The 14,388-nt window shown below is 72.3% G+C and carries 15 protein-coding genes; 13 read left to right on the forward strand and 2 right to left on the reverse strand.

Features of this window, described 5'->3' with window-relative positions:
* Positions 1–9: 9 nt before the first annotated feature.
* Complete coding sequence (gene rpmE / locus AB0B63_RS05925) at positions 10–234, forward strand: 50S ribosomal protein L31 (protein WP_208568396.1); 225 nt, start codon at positions 10–12, stop codon at positions 232–234.
* 114 nt (positions 235–348) lie between these two features.
* Positions 349–1,437: a peptide chain release factor 1 gene (prfA, locus tag AB0B63_RS05930; protein ID WP_208568397.1), complete on the forward strand. Its 1,089-nt coding sequence runs from the start codon at positions 349–351 to the stop codon at positions 1,435–1,437.
* Between the two features lie 77 nt (positions 1,438–1,514).
* On the opposite strand, the gene AB0B63_RS05935 is transcribed toward prfA, so the two are convergent.
* Positions 1,515–3,059: a GGDEF domain-containing protein gene (locus AB0B63_RS05935; protein WP_208568398.1), complete on the reverse strand. Its 1,545-nt coding sequence runs from the start codon at positions 3,057–3,059 to the stop codon at positions 1,515–1,517.
* 75 nt (positions 3,060–3,134) lie between these two features.
* Here AB0B63_RS05935 and prmC point away from each other — a divergent pair, with 75 nt between their 5' ends.
* The 4 genes from prmC (at position 3,135) to AB0B63_RS05955 (ending at position 7,681) form a co-directional block, all read left to right on the forward strand.
* Positions 3,135–4,082: a peptide chain release factor N(5)-glutamine methyltransferase gene (prmC, locus tag AB0B63_RS05940; protein ID WP_357014944.1), complete on the forward strand. Its 948-nt coding sequence runs from the start codon at positions 3,135–3,137 to the stop codon at positions 4,080–4,082.
* Positions 4,082–4,726: an L-threonylcarbamoyladenylate synthase gene (locus AB0B63_RS05945; protein ID WP_357015168.1), complete on the forward strand. Its 645-nt coding sequence runs from the start codon at positions 4,082–4,084 to the stop codon at positions 4,724–4,726. Before prmC ends, AB0B63_RS05945 begins: the two co-directional genes overlap by 1 nt.
* Positions 4,727–5,338 (forward strand): phosphotyrosine protein phosphatase, encoded by a 612-nt coding sequence (locus AB0B63_RS05950; protein WP_219464446.1) that lies wholly within the window; start codon positions 4,727–4,729, stop codon positions 5,336–5,338.
* A 222-nt stretch (positions 5,339–5,560) separates the two neighbouring features.
* Positions 5,561–7,681, forward strand: coding sequence for a transglycosylase domain-containing protein (locus tag AB0B63_RS05955; RefSeq protein WP_357014947.1), 2,121 nt, complete (start codon positions 5,561–5,563; stop codon positions 7,679–7,681).
* 6 nt (positions 7,682–7,687) lie between these two features.
* Here AB0B63_RS05955 and AB0B63_RS05960 read toward each other — a convergent pair whose 3' ends face one another.
* Positions 7,688–9,148 carry an SDR family oxidoreductase gene (locus AB0B63_RS05960; RefSeq protein ID WP_357014950.1) on the reverse strand — a complete coding sequence of 487 codons (1,461 nt, stop codon included), beginning with the start codon at positions 9,146–9,148 and terminating at the stop codon, positions 7,688–7,690.
* A gap of 135 nt (positions 9,149–9,283) precedes the next feature.
* On the opposite strand from AB0B63_RS05960, the gene AB0B63_RS05965 reads away from it, so the two are divergent.
* The 7 genes from AB0B63_RS05965 (at position 9,284) to atpA (ending at position 14,388) form a co-directional block, all read left to right on the forward strand.
* On the forward strand, positions 9,284–9,709 hold the full coding sequence (locus AB0B63_RS05965) for a hypothetical protein (protein WP_208568403.1): 426 nt from the start codon (positions 9,284–9,286) through the stop codon (positions 9,707–9,709).
* Positions 9,710–9,887: 178 nt separating this feature from the next.
* A complete protein-coding gene (locus AB0B63_RS05970; protein ID WP_208568404.1) occupies positions 9,888–10,124 on the forward strand; it encodes an AtpZ/AtpI family protein in 237 nt (78 codons plus the stop codon).
* A gap of 11 nt (positions 10,125–10,135) precedes the next feature.
* Positions 10,136–10,933 carry a F0F1 ATP synthase subunit A gene (gene atpB / locus AB0B63_RS05975; RefSeq protein ID WP_208568405.1) on the forward strand — a complete coding sequence of 266 codons (798 nt, stop codon included), beginning with the start codon at positions 10,136–10,138 and terminating at the stop codon, positions 10,931–10,933.
* Positions 10,934–11,033: 100 nt separating this feature from the next.
* Entirely contained in the window at positions 11,034–11,267 is a 234-nt protein-coding gene (locus tag AB0B63_RS05980; protein WP_067312849.1) for an ATP synthase subunit C, read from the forward strand.
* 29 nt (positions 11,268–11,296) lie between these two features.
* Entirely contained in the window at positions 11,297–11,836 is a 540-nt protein-coding gene (locus tag AB0B63_RS05985) for a F0F1 ATP synthase subunit B (protein ID WP_208568406.1), read from the forward strand.
* Positions 11,836–12,657, forward strand: coding sequence for a F0F1 ATP synthase subunit delta (locus tag AB0B63_RS05990; RefSeq protein ID WP_208568407.1), 822 nt, complete (start codon positions 11,836–11,838; stop codon positions 12,655–12,657). The genes AB0B63_RS05985 and AB0B63_RS05990 overlap by 1 nt, the downstream gene beginning before the upstream one ends.
* A gap of 87 nt (positions 12,658–12,744) precedes the next feature.
* Positions 12,745–14,388 (forward strand): F0F1 ATP synthase subunit alpha, encoded by a 1,644-nt coding sequence (gene atpA / locus AB0B63_RS05995; RefSeq protein WP_219464442.1) that lies wholly within the window; start codon positions 12,745–12,747, stop codon positions 14,386–14,388.

Raw genomic sequence — 14,388 nt, forward strand, 5'->3', positions numbered from 1 at the left:
CGAGGCGACATGAAGCCCAACATCCACCCGGAGTACACGACGACCGAGGTCAAGTGCTCCTGCGGCAACTCCTTCACGACCCGCAGCACCGCCAAGGGCGGTTCGATCTCGGTCGAGACCTGCAGCGCCTGCCACCCGTTCTACACCGGCAAGCAGCGCGTCCTCGACACCGCCGGCCGGGTCGCCAAGTTCCAGCAGAAGTACGCCAAGATTCAGGCGAAGAAGGCCAAGTAGCTCCATCGACGACGCCCGTGTCCGGCCCCGTGCCGGACGCGGGCGTCGTCCGTTACGTCCTACTTTTCGCCTCAGCCTTCCCTCTGCACCGGATCCGTCGAAGGAGCCCCCCACATGAGCAGCGAGCGCCTGGCCGCCCTCCTCGACGAGTACGCCGAGCTGGAGAAGCGGCTGGCCGACCCGGCCATCCACGCCGACCAGAACACCGCCCGTCGGGTCGGTCGTCGTTACGCCGCGCTGGTGCCGCTGCACAAGGCCGCCGACGAGCTGGCGCAGACCCGCGCCGACCTGGTCGCGGCCCGGGAGCTGGCAGCCGAGGACCCGGCGTTCGCCGATGAGGCGGACTCCATCGCGGCGACCCTGCCGGCACTGGAGGAGCGGCTGGCCGAGCTGCTGATCCCCCGGGACCCGCACGACGCCAAGGACGTGATCATCGAGATCAAGGCCGGCGAGGGCGGCGAGGAGTCCGCGCTGTTCGCCGGGGACCTGCTGCGGATGTACACCCGCTACGCCGAGCGGCACGGGTGGCTGACCGAGGTGATCGACGCGCAGGACTCCGACCTCGGCGGGGTCAAGGACGTCTCGTTGGCGATCAAGACCAAGGGGGTTCCGGACGGCGGCAACGGCGTCTGGTCCCGGCTGAAGTGGGAGGGTGGCGTGCACCGGGTCCAGCGGGTCCCGGTCACCGAGTCGCAGGGCCGCATCCACACCAGCGCGGCCGGCGTCCTGGTGCTGCCCGAGGCCGAGGACGTCGACGTCACCATCGACCCCAACGAGCTGCGCATCGACGTGTTCCGCTCGTCCGGGCCGGGCGGCCAGTCGGTGAACACCACCGACTCGGCGGTACGGATCACCCACCTGCCGACCGGGGTGGTGGTCTCCTGCCAGAACGAGAAGTCCCAACTGCAGAACCGGGAGCAGGCGATGCGCATCCTGCGGGCCCGGTTGCTGGCGGTGGCCCAGGAGCAGGCCGACGCCGCCGCCTCGGACGCCCGCCGGGCGCAGGTGCGCACCGTGGACCGTTCGGAGCGGATCCGCACCTACAACTTCCCGCAGAACCGGATCACCGACCACCGGATCGGCTACACGGCGTACAACCTCGACCTGGCGCTCGCCGGGGAACTGGACGGGGTCCTCGATGCCCTCACCGAGGCCGACCGGGCCGCCCGGCTGGCCGGCGACACCGAGCTGACCCGCCGCTGACCGCGCCCCGCCACCGGCGGGCCCGGCACCGGGCCCGTCGTTACCGGGCCGGGTCACCCGGGCCGTCCCCGGCGCGGTCAGGAGGCGCGGGTGCGGTTCTTGGCCCGCAGCATCTCCCGGTCGGCGATCTCGAACGCGGCGCCGAGGGCGTCGCGTAGCGCGGTCCCGGTGCCGCTGACCTCGGCGAAGCCGATGCTCAACCCGACCGGAGTGCCGGGCACCAGCGACTCCCAGTCCTCGGTGCGCACGGCCGCGTCGATCCGGCGGGTCACCTCGGCGGCCTCGGCCATGCCGGCCCCGGAGAGCACCACCACGAACTCGTCGCCGCCGTAGCGGGCCACGAAGTCGCCCCGGCGCATCACCCGGTTGATCACCCCGGCGATGCGTTGCAGCACCAGGTCGCCGGAGTGGTGGCCGTGGTGGGTGTTGACCGCCTTGAAGCCGTCCAGGTCGCAGACGCCGATCACCACCCGCTCGCCCCGGGACACCACCGAGGCGATGTGCCGCTCCAACTGACGCCGGTTGGGCAGCCCGGTGAGCGGGTCGGTCAGCGCCTCACCCTCGTAGCGGGCCGCCTCCCGGCGCATCTCCTCGTGGTCGATGCGCAACGCGATGCCGTCGATGTAGACGTCCCGCAGCCGGTCGTTGCGCTGCCCGGCCAGCCGGAACGCCATCCGGTCGGCGCGGTGCGCGGCGGCGTGGTCACCGGCCCGGGAGAAGGCGATGCTGCGCAGCCGGGACGGTTCCGCCGCGCCGAGCGTCTCGGCCGACACCCGGGCCGAGTCCAGTCGGGTGATCGCCTCGATCGGGCGTCCGTCGGCGACCGCCAGGCAGACATGGCCGAGTTGCCGCATGTCCCGGGCCCGGGCGCTGTCCCCGCTGTGGTCGAGCAGTCGGGCCGGCTCCGGGCCGACCGGCACCGGATCGCCGAGCGCCGCCCGGCGGACCGCCGCGTAGCCGTACGCGGCGAGGCTGCTCGGGCGCAGCCGGTCGGCCCGGCCGTCGGCGACGAACCGCGCCAGGTCGGCCGCGATGTCGCGGAGCACCCGCAGGCAGCCGTCGCTGTCCCCGTTGTGGTCCAGGGCGACGGCGTTGCGCAGCCGGATGCCCGGGGCGGCGAAGGTCTCCTCGGGGATGCCGGCGGCGGCACCGTGCTGGCGGGCCCGTTCGATCGCGCCCAACGCGTGACCGTGGAAGCTCAGGTAGGAGTAGGCCATCGCCAGGTCGTGCCAGCCCCAGGCGGTGTCCCGGTCCCGGTCCTCCGCCGCCTTGAGCGCCCGCGAGGCCCGGACCAGGTGCATGACGCAGCGGTCCAGGGCGCCCTGGTGGTGCGCGGCCAACGCGGCCAGCGCGTTGAGGTGCCCGTGCAGGTAGGGCTCGGGGAGGTCCCGCACGGCCCCGGACGCCTCCTCGATGGCCCGGGTGAACTCGGCCGTCCGGCCGAGGTTGATCAGCGCGCAGAGCCGCTGCACCAGCGCGTCGGCCTTCGTGTACGGGTCGGCGGTGGTGCGCAGCACCCGGTCGAGGACCCCGACCGCCTCGGCCGAGCGGCTGGCCTCCTGGAGGTCGCGGGCATGGGTCAGGGCGTCAACCTGGTCATCGACCCGGTCGAGCCACCCCACCTGGCGAACCTCCCGTCGGTGTGCGCCCGGCCGCACCCACTCGTGGCGCGGCCGACGACGCCTCATGATTATGGCGTGACCTCACTCCCGCGCCACCCGTCCGAAGGGACAGAACGCGAGCGGACTTCGCCCGTGGTGGCCCGAGCCGCCCGTACCCTCGCCGCCGCCGGGGTGGCGTCGGCCCGCGCCGAGGCGGAGCAGCTCGCCGCGTACGTGCTGGAGGTGCCCCGGGGGCGGCTCGTGCTGTCCGACGGCTTCACCCACGCCCAGCGGACCCGCTACGAGGCGCTGGTGGCCCGGCGGGCCGACCGTGAGCCGTTGCAGCACCTGACCGGCCGGGCCGGTTTCCGGCACCTGGAGCTGGCGGTCGGGCCGGGGGTCTTCGTGCCCCGCCCGGAGACGGAGCTGCTGGCCGGCTGGGGGATCGAGCGGGCGCTGACCCGGGACGCCCCGGTGGTGGTCGACCTGTGCAGCGGTTCGGGGGCGATCGCGCTGGCGGTGGCCCAGGAGGTGCCGGCGGCCCGGGTGGTGGCGGTGGAGCGGTCCCCGGCCGCGCTGCCCTGGCTGCGCCGCAACGCCGCCGAGCGGGCCGCCGCCGGGGACCGGCCGGTCGAGGTGGTGGTGGCCGACGTCACCGATGCGGGGCTGCTCGCCGACCTGGTCGGCGCGGTGGACGTGCTGCTGTGCAACCCGCCGTACGTGCCGCGTGCGGTGGCGGTCCCGCCGGAGGTCGCCGGCTACGACCCGGACGAGGCGGTGTTCGGCGGGGCGGACGGGTTGACGGTGTTGCGGCCGGTGCTGCGCCGGGCGGCCGAACTGCTGCGACCCGGGGGTGAGCTGGGCGTCGAGCACGACGACACGCACGGCGCGGCGGTGCCGGCGCTGCTCACCGCCGACGGCCGGTACGCGGCGGTGCGGGCCCACCGGGACCTGGCCGGGCGGGCCCGGTTCGCCACCGCGTCCCGCCGGTCGGACGGCCCGCACGCCGTCCGGGCGTCGGCGTGGCAGACTGGCTCCTCGTGATGCTCTACGACTGTCGGTCGCCCGCCGACCGGGACCGCGGTGTCGCCGCGGCGATCGAGGCGGTCAAGAACGGCGAGCTGGTCGTTCTGCCCACCGACACGGTCTACGGGATCGGCGCGGACGCGTTCACCCCGTACGCGGTGAAGGCCCTCTCCGATGCCCGGGGCGGCAGCCAGGCGGCGCCGCCGGTGTTGATCGGTTCCCGGCACACCCTCGACGGCCTGGTCTTCTCGCTGCCCCGCGCGGCCCGTGACCTGGTCGAGGCGTTCTGGCCGGGGGCGTTGACCATCGTGGTGGAGCACTCGCCGAGCCTCGCCTGGGACCTGGGCGACGCCAGCGGGACGGTCGCGGTGCGGATGCCGTTGCACCCGGTGGCGCTGGAGGTGCTGCGGGAGACCGGCCCGATGGCGGTGGCCTCGGCCAACAAGGTGGGCCAGCCGGCGGCACTGACCGCCGAGCAGGCCCGCGACCAGCTCAGCTACTCGGTGCGGGTCTATCTGGAGGCCGGGGAGTGCCCCGATCCGGTGCCGAGCACCATCGTCGACCTGACCGCCGAGGTGCCCCGGCTGCTCCGGGTCGGCGCGATCAACCTGGACCAGCTCCGTGACGTGGCGCCGGACATCCTCGACGAGCGGGGAGCCTGAGTGCCGCCGTTCACCGTCCTGCACGTCTGCATGGGCAACATCTGCCGGTCCCCGATGGCCGAGCGGTTGCTGGTGCTCGCCGTCCGCGAGCGGTTGGGCCGGCTCGGCGTCGACCCGGCCGGCTCGGACGCGTTGCTGCACAGCCACAGCGCCGGCACCGGCGGCTGGCACGCGGGGGAGGAGATGAACCCGCCCGCCGCCCGGCAGGTGCTGGGCCGCGGTGGTGACGTGGACGGGTTCGCCGCCCGCAAGCTGCGTTCCGACCTGATCGACGCCGCCGACCTCGTCCTCACCGCCACCGCCGACCAGCAGGAGTACGTGGTGGCGTTGCGCCCGGACGCGGCCGGTCGCACCTTCGTGCTGGGGGAGTTCGGCCGGCTGCTCGCCACGGTGGACGTGGCCGCTCTGCCATCGGCCCAGGCCACCCCGGACGCCGTGTACGCCCGGGGGGTGGCCCTGGTGGCGGCGGTCGACGCGGCCCGGCAGGGGGCGGCCTCGTTGCACTCCGACGACCTGGACGATCCGTGGGGCCGGGGTGACCAGTGCTTCAGCCGGGTGGCCGACGAGATCGAGGAGACGGTGCACCCGCTCGCCTCGGCACTGCTGCCCTGATCTTCTCGCTGCGCCGGCTTCCGGGCGGGGCGCCGGACTCCCGGCCGCGCCGGTTGCGGCGGGTGGCGGTGCCGGTCTCCTGCGGGTGATGGGTGCGGCGTGTCCCGCAGTGCGCGCCGTGTCCTTCTCGCGATCTTCCTCCGGTTTCGGGGAAAGATGAGAGTTCGGGTGGTTTTGCGGGTCATGCTGAACGGGTCCTGACGACTCCTGCGGGGAGCACTGATGATCCGGGCCCACCTCGACAAGGTGTTCACCGTGCTGATCGCCGGCGTGCTCGCCGGTCTGGTGCTGGCGGCGGCCGCCCTGCCGCTCGCCCTGGTGTTCGGCATCGGCTTCGGCGGGCTGGCGTCCTCCTACGCCGAGCTGCCCAACACGCTGCGCACCCCACCCACCGCCCAACGCTCCACCCTCTACGCCGCCGACGGCGTCACCCTGATCACCTCGTTCTACACCGAGGACCGGGTGGACGTGCCGCTGGCCAAGGTCGCCCCGGTGATGCGGCAGGCGATCGTGGCCGCCGAGGACGCCCGGTTCTACCAGCACCGGGGTGTCGACGTGCGGGGCGTGGTCCGGGCCTTCACCGCCAACCAGCGCGACGGCCGGGCCCGGCAGGGTGCCTCCACGCTGACCATGCAGTACGTCCGTAACGTGCTCAGCAGCGATCCCCGGCTGACCAAGGAGCAGCGGAAGAAGGCCACCGAGATCAGCACCGCCCGCAAGCTCCAGGAGATGCGGTACGCCCTGGCGCTGGAGCGGGAACTCACCAAGGACGAGATCCTCACCCGCTACCTCAACATCGCGTACTTCGGTGCCGGGGCGTACGGCATCGCCGCGGCGGCCAAGCGGTACTTCTCCACCACCCCGGCCCGGCTGACCCTGGCCCAGGCGACGCTGCTGGCCGGGCTGGTCCGCTCCCCGGACACCGACGATCCGATCAACGGCGACGCCGACGCGGCGCTGACCCGCCGCTCGTACGTGCTGGACCGGATGGTGGCGTTGGCCCAGGTGCCGGCGCAGGACGCGGCGGTGGCCCGGGACGCGCCGCTGACGTTGCGCCCCAGCCGGACGCCGAACGACTGCACCGCCGTGCCCGAGCAGCGCAACGACTGGGGTTTCTTCTGCGACTGGTTCACCCAGTGGTGGAGCGACCAGCCCGCCTTCGGCGCCACCGCCGCCGAACGGCAGGACAACCTGCGCCGGGGCGGCTTCCGGATCGTCTCCTCGCTCGACCCGGCCGTGCAGCGTTCCGCCGTCCGCCAGGCGACCGACATCTACGACGTCGACGATCCCCGGGCGGCACCGGTGGCGGTGGTCCAGCCCGGCACCGGGCGGGTGCTCGCCCTGGCGGTGAACCGCCACTACAGCGTCACCCCCAACCCGGCCGGGCAGCGGAACTATCCGAACACGGTCAACCAGCTGATCGCCGGTGGCGGCGGCATCGAGGGCTACCAGGCCGGCTCGACGTTCAAGCTGTTCACCCTGCTGGCCGCCCTGGAGTCCGGGCGGCCCCTGGAGACGGGTTTCATCGCGCCCAGCCGGATCGTGACCCGCTTCCCGACCGACGACGCCCGGTCCAGTTGCGGCGGCCGGTGGTGCCCGGCCAACGCCACCCCCGAGTGGATGAACGGCTACCGCACCATGTGGACCGCCTTCGGCCGTTCGGTGAACACCTACTTCGCCTGGCTCACCGAGCAGGTCGGCGCGGAGCGGGTGGTGGAGATGGCCGAGCGGCTGGGCATCCGGTTCCGCGCCGCCGACGACGCCGAACTGGCCCGGTCCGGGGCCCGCGACTGGGGGGCGTTCACCCTGGGGGTCTCCTCCACCACCCCGCTCGACCTGGCCAACGCGTACGCCACGGTGGCCGCCGAGGGGACCTGGTGTGCGCCGCTGCCGGTCGTGTCGATCAGGGACAACGCCGGGAATGAGGTGGCCGCCGGTCGGCCCGACTGCCGGCAGGTGGTCGACACCGAGGTGGCCCGGGCCGCCGCCGACGCGGCCCGCTGCCCGGTCGGCGACCAGTCGATGTACCGCCGGTGCGACGGTGGTACGGCGGAGAAGCTCCGGACGGGGCTGGGTCGCCCGGTGGCCGGCAAGACCGGCAGTTCGGAGCGGAACGAGACCGAGTCGGTGGTGGCTTTCACCCCGCAGCTCGCGGTGGCCCAGATCGCCGCCAACCCGGACGACCCGCGCGACGCCGTCGGTGCCGCCGTCCAGTCCCGGATGGTCGACGCGGTGGGCCGCATCCTGTTCGCCGCCCTGGCCGATGCCCCGGTCCGGGACTTCGTCCCACCCGGCGAGTCGATCACCTACCGCCCCGCCCCGGCCCCCCGTACCGGCAACTGAGCGGGGTCAGCGGGTGGGGGCGTGGTTGGCGATGTTGCGGGCCATGCCGCCGAAGATGACGGCGTGGAAGGGTGCCACCGAGTGCCAGTAGAGGTGACCGGGCAGGCCGCGGGGGAGGAAGACGGCGCGTTGGACGTACCGGCTGCGGCCCGCGCCGGCCGGCTCGGCGCGCAGCTCCAGCCAGGCCCGACCGGGTAGCCGCATCTCGGCGCGCAGCCGCAGCAGCTCGCCGGGGACGATCTCCTCCACCCGCCAGAAGTCCAGCGCCTCACCGACCTGGAGGTGGTGCGGGTCGCGTCGGCCCCGACGCAGTCCGACCCCGCCGACCAGTCGGTCCAGCCAGCCGCGCACCGACCAGGCGAGCGGGAACGAGTACCACCCGTGTTCGCCGCCGACGCCCTCGATGACCCGCCAGAGCGCGCCCGGTGGGGCGTCGACCTCACGTTCCCGTACGTCGGTGTAGACCGTGCCACCGGACCAGTCCGGGTCCGACGGCAGCGGCTCGGCCGGCGCGTCCGGGCCGCTCGCGTTGGACCAGCGGGTCTCCACCTCGGCGTCGCGCACCTTGGTCAGGGCCAGCGCGACGGCGTCGTCGAAGCCGGTCAGCCCGCCCGGCGGGTCGGGCAACCAGCGGGCGATGTCGTGTTCGTGCGTCACCGCCTCGTGGATCAGGCTCTCGACCAGGGGCCGGGCGATGGCGTTCGGCACCGGGGTGATCAGCCCCACCCAGTGCGAGGAGAGCGACGGGGTGAGCGGGCGGACCGGCACGATGATCCGGCGGCGTAGGCCGGCGACCTGCGCGTAGCGCTGCATCATCTCCCGGAAGGTGAGCACGTCCGGCCCACCGATGTCGAAGGCCCGGTCCACCTCGGGTGGCAGGGTGGCACAGCCGACCAGGTAGCGCAGCACGTCCCGGACGGCGATCGGCTGGATGCGGTTGCGGACCCACCGGGGGGTGATCATGGCCGGCAGCCGTTCGGTGAGGTAGCGCAGCATCTCGAACGAGGCCGACCCGGACCCGATGATCACGGCGGCCCGCAGCACCACCGTGGGTACGTCGCCGGCCAGCAGGATCCGGGCCACCTCGGCCCGGGACCGCAGGTGCGGCGACGACACGCTGTCGCCGCCCGCCGGCTCCGGCCCACCGAGGTAGACGATGCGGCGTACGCCGGCTGCCGCGGCGGCTGCGGCGAAGTTGGTGGCGGCCTCCCGGTCGGCGGCCTCGAAGTCGCCCTGCCCGAGCGAGTGCACCAGGTAGTACGCGACGTCGACGTCGGCGAACGCGGCCGCCAGCGTCTCGGGTTTGCGCAGGTCCCCCTCGGTGACCTCGGCGCGGGCCGCCCAGGGCACGTCGCGCAGCCGACCGGCCTTGCGGGCCAGGCAGCGCACCTGGTGCCCCTCGGCGATCAGGCGGGGCGCGAGCCGTCCGCCGATGTACCCGGTCGCGCCGGTGACGAGGCATCTCACGGTCACCAGTGTGCGGCTCCGTAGACTCTTTCGCTGTGGAGAACGTGAAGCACACCTGGTGGGTGCCGGCCGCCGACCGGCTCGACGCCGCCGGTCCGCAGCTGGTCAGGCTGGTCGGCGATCCGGTGGGACCGCGTGGCTGAGCCGGGGGTACGCGCGCCGGAGGTGGCCGACGAACGCGGCTGGCGGTTGCGCCACCTGCCGGTGCTGCTGGCCGCCTCGGCGGTGTTGGGGGCGGTCGCGGCGGTGGTCGGCGGGCTGACCGGCGGCGGGGCCGCGGCGGCGGGCGCGGCGGCCGGGGTGGCGGTGACCGTGCTCAGCTACACCCTGACCACAGTGGTGCTGGCCTGGGCCGACGCGATCAACCCGCAGTTGGTGCTGCCGCTCGGGCTGGGCCTGTACATCGCCAAGTTCACCCTGCTGGGGGTGGTGATGGTGGCGGTGGCGTCGACCGGCTGGGACGGCCTGGTGCCGCTGTGTGTCGGCATCGCCGCCGGCGTGGCGGTCTGGACCGGAGTGCACATCTGGTGGCTGAGCAGCGGGAATTCCCGTCGACCGTGAACCGGGCGTCCCACATGGTGGACGGGTGGGCGACTGTCGGCGTGCGGTCATTCTCTCACTGGCCGAAGGGGAGTAGCGTGCCCCCAGACGATGGAGCCCGCCTGATGCCCACACAACGACGGTTGTGCGGGGGGTGAGGCACAGCCTCGTCTTCCCGACTGATATCGTTCGCCCCGTCATGGCTGGTGACCAAACCCCCCAACCCACCGGCGGTCCGGACGACGTTCCGACCGGCGCCGGTCAGGGCTGGACCGCGCTCTCGTACCTCATCGGGGGCATGCTCGTCTGGGGTTTCATCGGCTGGCTGGTCGACCAGTGGCTCGACTCCGGCGGCATCGCCACCGGGATCGGTGTCGTGCTCGGCATGGCCGGGGGGATCATCCTGGTCGTCCGTCGGCTCGGCACGCCTACTTAGGAAGGGACGCGGTGTTCGGACAGGCGAACGTCCTGGCAGCGGGCCAGGCGGCATTCCCACCCAGCGTGGAGGACTTCTACCTGCCCAGCATCCTGCCCTGGGGTGCGCACGACTCGTACTGGTTCACGAAGATCACGGCGATGGTCTGGGTCGCGGCCGGCATCCTGATCATCTTCTTCCTGGCGACCTACCGGAAGCCGCAGCTGGTCCCGACCAAGAAGCAGTGGCTCGCCGAGTCGATCTACGGCTTCGTCCGCAACAACATCGCGGTCGACATGCTCGGGCACCGGGGGGTGCGGTTCGCGCCGTACTTCACCACGCTCTTCTGCTTCGTCCTGCTGACCAACTTCTTCGCGATCGTGCCGCTGTTCCAGATCTCGCCGAACTCGCACATCGCCTTCCCGGCGATCCTCGCGGTGATCAGCTACGTGCTGTTCAACTACATCGGCATCCGGCAGCACGGCTTCGTGAAGTACTTCAAGAACTCTCTGGTTCCGCCGGCACCCTGGTTCATCCTGCCGCTGCTGATCCCGATCGAGCTCTTCTCGACCTTCATCGTCCGGCCGTTCTCGCTGGCCGTGCGTCTGTTCGCCAACATGTTCGCCGGGCACATGCTGCTGCTGGTCTTCACCCTCGGCGGCTTCGCGATGATCAGCGCCAACGCCTGGTTGGCGCCGGTCTCGGTGCTGTCCTGGGTGATGACCATCGCGCTCACCTTCCTCGAGTTCCTGGTCATCTGCCTGCAGGCCTACGTCTTCACCGTCCTCACCGCAAGCTACGTGCAGGGCGCGCTCGCCGACGAGCACTGATCCACCGGGCGGGGGCTCGCGAGCGAGCACTGGTCCACCGCATCAACCCGTTGTCGTCCCGCGTGAGAGTCACGCGAGATACCCAGGAGGAACCACACCCATGGACGCTAGCGTTCTCGCCGAGGTCACCGGCAGCACCGCCGCCATCGGCTACGGCCTCGCCGCCATCGGCCCGGGCATCGGCGTCGGCCTGGTCTTCGCCGCCTACATCCAGTCGACCGCCCGCCAGCCGGAGTCGTCCCGGATGACCCTGCCGTACGTCTGGATCGGCTTCGCCGTCATCGAGGCGCTCGCGCTGCTGGGCATCGCCTTCGGCTTCATCTGGGCCGGCTGACCCAGTCCCCGCAGACCAGGAGGTCATCCATGTACTTCCTCGCCGCTGAGGGTGGTGAGTCGACGCACAACCCGATCATCCCGATCTGGCAGGAGATCGTGGTCGGCAGCGTCGCCTTCGCCGTACTCTGCTTCGTCCTGATGAAGTTCGTCTTCCCCCGCATGGAACAGACGTTCCAGGCCCGGGTCGACGCGATCGAGGGCGGCATCAAGCGCGCCGAGGCCGCCCAGGCCGAGGCCAACCAGCTCCTCGAGCAGTACCGCGCGCAGCTCGCCGAGGCGCGTACCGACGCTGCCAAGATCCGGGACGACGCCCGGGCCGACGCGGAGGGCATCCGGCAGGACATCCTCGGCAAGGCGCGGGAGGAATCCGACCGGATCATCGCGGCCGGCAAGGAACAGCTCGCCGCGGAGCGGGCCACCATCGTGCGCGAGCTGCGTACCGAGGTGGGCACCATCGCGGTCGACCTGGCCAGCAAGATCGTCGGGGAGTCGCTGGCCGACGAGGCCCGCCGCAAGGGCACCGTCGACCGGTTCCTGAGCAACCTCGAGAGCACGGGGGCCCGCTGATGCAGGCCGCCAGCCGGGAGTCGTACGCGATCGCGGCCGAGCGCCTCGACGCGTACGTCCGCGGTGCGGAGCCGTCGGTGGTGGCCTCCACCGCCGACGACATCCTCGCCGTCGCCGCCCTGTTGCGGGGTGAGCCGCGGCTGCGCCGGGCGCTGTCCGACCCGGCCCGCAGCGGCGACGACCGTGCGGCGCTGCTCACCGGCATCCTGGCCGGCAAGATCGGCGCGGACGCGCTCGACCTGCTGTCCGGCCTGGTCGCCGGCCGTTGGTCGGCACCGTCGGAGCTGCTCGACGGCACCGAGCGGCTCGGGGTGGAGGCGCTGCTGGCCAGCGCCGACTCCGCCGGCGACCTCGGTGAGGTCGAGGACGAGCTGTTCCGTTTCGGCCAGGTGGTCACCGGTCAGTCCGCGCTCTCCGCGGCGCTGGCCGACCCGATCGCCCCGGCCGGGCAGCGGGCCGCGCTGGCCCGGGAACTGCTCGCCGGCAAGGCCCGTCCGGTCACCGTCCGCCTCGTCGAGGTGGCTCTCGGCGGGTTCGGGGGACGCTCCTTCACCGGGGCGCTCACCCGGCTGGTCGAGCTGGCCGCCGACCGGCGGGACCGCCAGGTCGCGTACGTGACCGTGGCTGCCCCGTTGAGTGAGGCCGACGAGCGACGGCTCGGTGCCCGCCTCTCCGCGATGTACGGTCGAGAGGTTTCCGTCAAGCAGACGGTCGACCCGGAGGTGCTCGGTGGGGTGAGCGTGCGGGTCGGTTCCGACCTGTACGACGGCACCGTCCTGCGCCGCCTCAACGAGACCCGCAACGCGCTCGTGCAGCGCTGACCAGCGGCCTCGCCGCCCTTTGATCGACGCCATTCGGACCGGTCGGTACTAGGTATCCCGGGCCCCTGAATTTTAAGGAAGCAGAGGATGGCCGAGCTGACCATCTCGACGGAGGAGATCCGCGGCGCCCTGGAGCGCTACGTCTCCTCCTACTCGACCGACGTCTCCCGCGAGGAGGTCGGCACCGTCGCCGACACCGGTGACGGCATCGCCCACGTCGAGGGCCTGCCCTCGACCATGACCAACGAACTCCTGGAGTTCGAGGACGGCACGCTCGGCGTGGCGTTGAACCTCGACGTGCGGGAGATCGGTGTCGTCGTTCTCGGTGACTCCGCCAAGCTGGAGGAGGGGCAGCGCGTCAAGCGCACCGGCCGGGTGCTCTCCGTCCCGGTCGGCGACGCCTTCCTCGGCCGCGTGGTCAACGCGCTCGGCCAGCCGATCGACGGCCTCGGCGACATCGCCGACGAGGGCTTCCGCGAGCTGGAGCTCCAGGCCCCGAACGTGATGTCCCGGCAGTCCGTCGACGAGCCGCTGCAGACCGGCATCAAGGCGATCGACGCCATGACCCCGATCGGTCGGGGCCAGCGGCAGCTGATCATCGGCGACCGGAAGACCGGCAAGACCACCGTCGCGCTGGACACCATCCTCAACCAGCGGGACAACTGGCGCTCCGGCGACCCGAAGAAGCAGGTCCGCTGCATCTACGTCGCCATCGGCCAGAAGGCCTCCACGATCGCCTCGATCAAGGGCATCCTGGAGGACGCGGGCGCGCTGGAATACACCACCATCGTGGCCTCCCCGGCGTCCGACCCGGCCGGCTTCAAGTACCTCGCCCCGTACACCGGCTCGTCCATCGGGCAGCACTGGATGTACGGCGGCAAGCACGTCCTGATCGTCTTCGACGACCTGAGCAAGCAGGCCGAGGCGTACCGGGCCGTGTCGCTGCTGCTGCGTCGCCCGCCGGGCCGTGAGGCGTACCCGGGTGACGTCTTCTACCTGCACTCCCGCCTGCTGGAGCGCTGCGCGAAGCTCTCCGACGCGCTGGGTGGCGGCTCGATGACCGGCCTGCCGATCATCGAGACGAAGGCCAACGACATCTCGGCCTTCATCCCGACCAACGTCATCTCGATCACCGACGGCCAGATCTTCCTGGAGTCCGACCTGTTCAACCAGGGCGTCCGGCCGGCCATCAACGTCGGCACCTCGGTCTCCCGGGTCGGTGGCGCCGCGCAGATGAAGCCGATGAAGAAGGTCTCCGGCTCGCTGCGGCTCAACCTGGCCCAGTTCCGTGAGCTGGAGGCGTTCGCCGCCTTCGCCTCCGACCTGGACAAGGCCTCGCAGGCCCAGCTGAACCGGGGTTCCCGGCTGGTCGAGCTGCTCAAGCAGCCGAACTACTCGCCGTACCCGGTGCAGGAGCAGGTCGTCTCGGTCTGGTCCGGCGTCGAGGGCAAGCTGGACGACGTCCCGGTCGGTGAGGTCCGTCGCTTCGAGTCGGAGTTCCTCCAGTACCTGCGGCACAAGCATGAGGGTGTGCTGGCCTCGATCGCCGGTGGCAAGTGGGGCGACGACATCGCGGCCTCGCTCGACTCGGCCATCGCCGAGTTCAAGCAGGTCTTCCTCGGCAAGGCCGACGAGCACCGAGTCAACGACGCGCCCGCCAAGCCGCTGGAGGGTGAGGCCGACCGCGAGACGGTCACCCGCTACGCCGGCGGCGACGCCGAGAAGCAGTAG

This window comes from Micromonospora sp. NPDC049081, assembly GCF_040648835.1.
GTDB classification, from domain to species: domain Bacteria; phylum Actinomycetota; class Actinomycetes; order Mycobacteriales; family Micromonosporaceae; genus Micromonospora; species Micromonospora antibiotica.

What these genes read in the sequence shown, in the direction of transcription:
- AB0B63_RS05985 (WP_208568406.1), top strand. Translation starts at nt 11,297, where the DNA reads ATGTACTTCCTCGCCGCTGAGGGTGGTGAGTCGACGCACAACCCGATC.
- AB0B63_RS05955 (WP_357014947.1), top strand. Translation starts at nt 5,561, where the DNA reads ATGATCCGGGCCCACCTCGACAAGGTGTTCACCGTGCTGATCGCCGGC.
- AB0B63_RS05980 (WP_067312849.1), top strand. Translation starts at nt 11,034, where the DNA reads ATGGACGCTAGCGTTCTCGCCGAGGTCACCGGCAGCACCGCCGCCATC.
- prfA (WP_208568397.1), top strand. Translation starts at nt 349, where the DNA reads ATGAGCAGCGAGCGCCTGGCCGCCCTCCTCGACGAGTACGCCGAGCTG.
- atpA (WP_219464442.1), top strand. Translation starts at nt 12,745, where the DNA reads ATGGCCGAGCTGACCATCTCGACGGAGGAGATCCGCGGCGCCCTGGAG.
- AB0B63_RS05945 (WP_357015168.1), top strand. Translation starts at nt 4,082, where the DNA reads ATGCTCTACGACTGTCGGTCGCCCGCCGACCGGGACCGCGGTGTCGCC.
- AB0B63_RS05970 (WP_208568404.1), top strand. Translation starts at nt 9,888, where the DNA reads ATGGCTGGTGACCAAACCCCCCAACCCACCGGCGGTCCGGACGACGTT.
- AB0B63_RS05990 (WP_208568407.1), top strand. Translation starts at nt 11,836, where the DNA reads ATGCAGGCCGCCAGCCGGGAGTCGTACGCGATCGCGGCCGAGCGCCTC.
- rpmE (WP_208568396.1), top strand. Translation starts at nt 10, where the DNA reads ATGAAGCCCAACATCCACCCGGAGTACACGACGACCGAGGTCAAGTGC.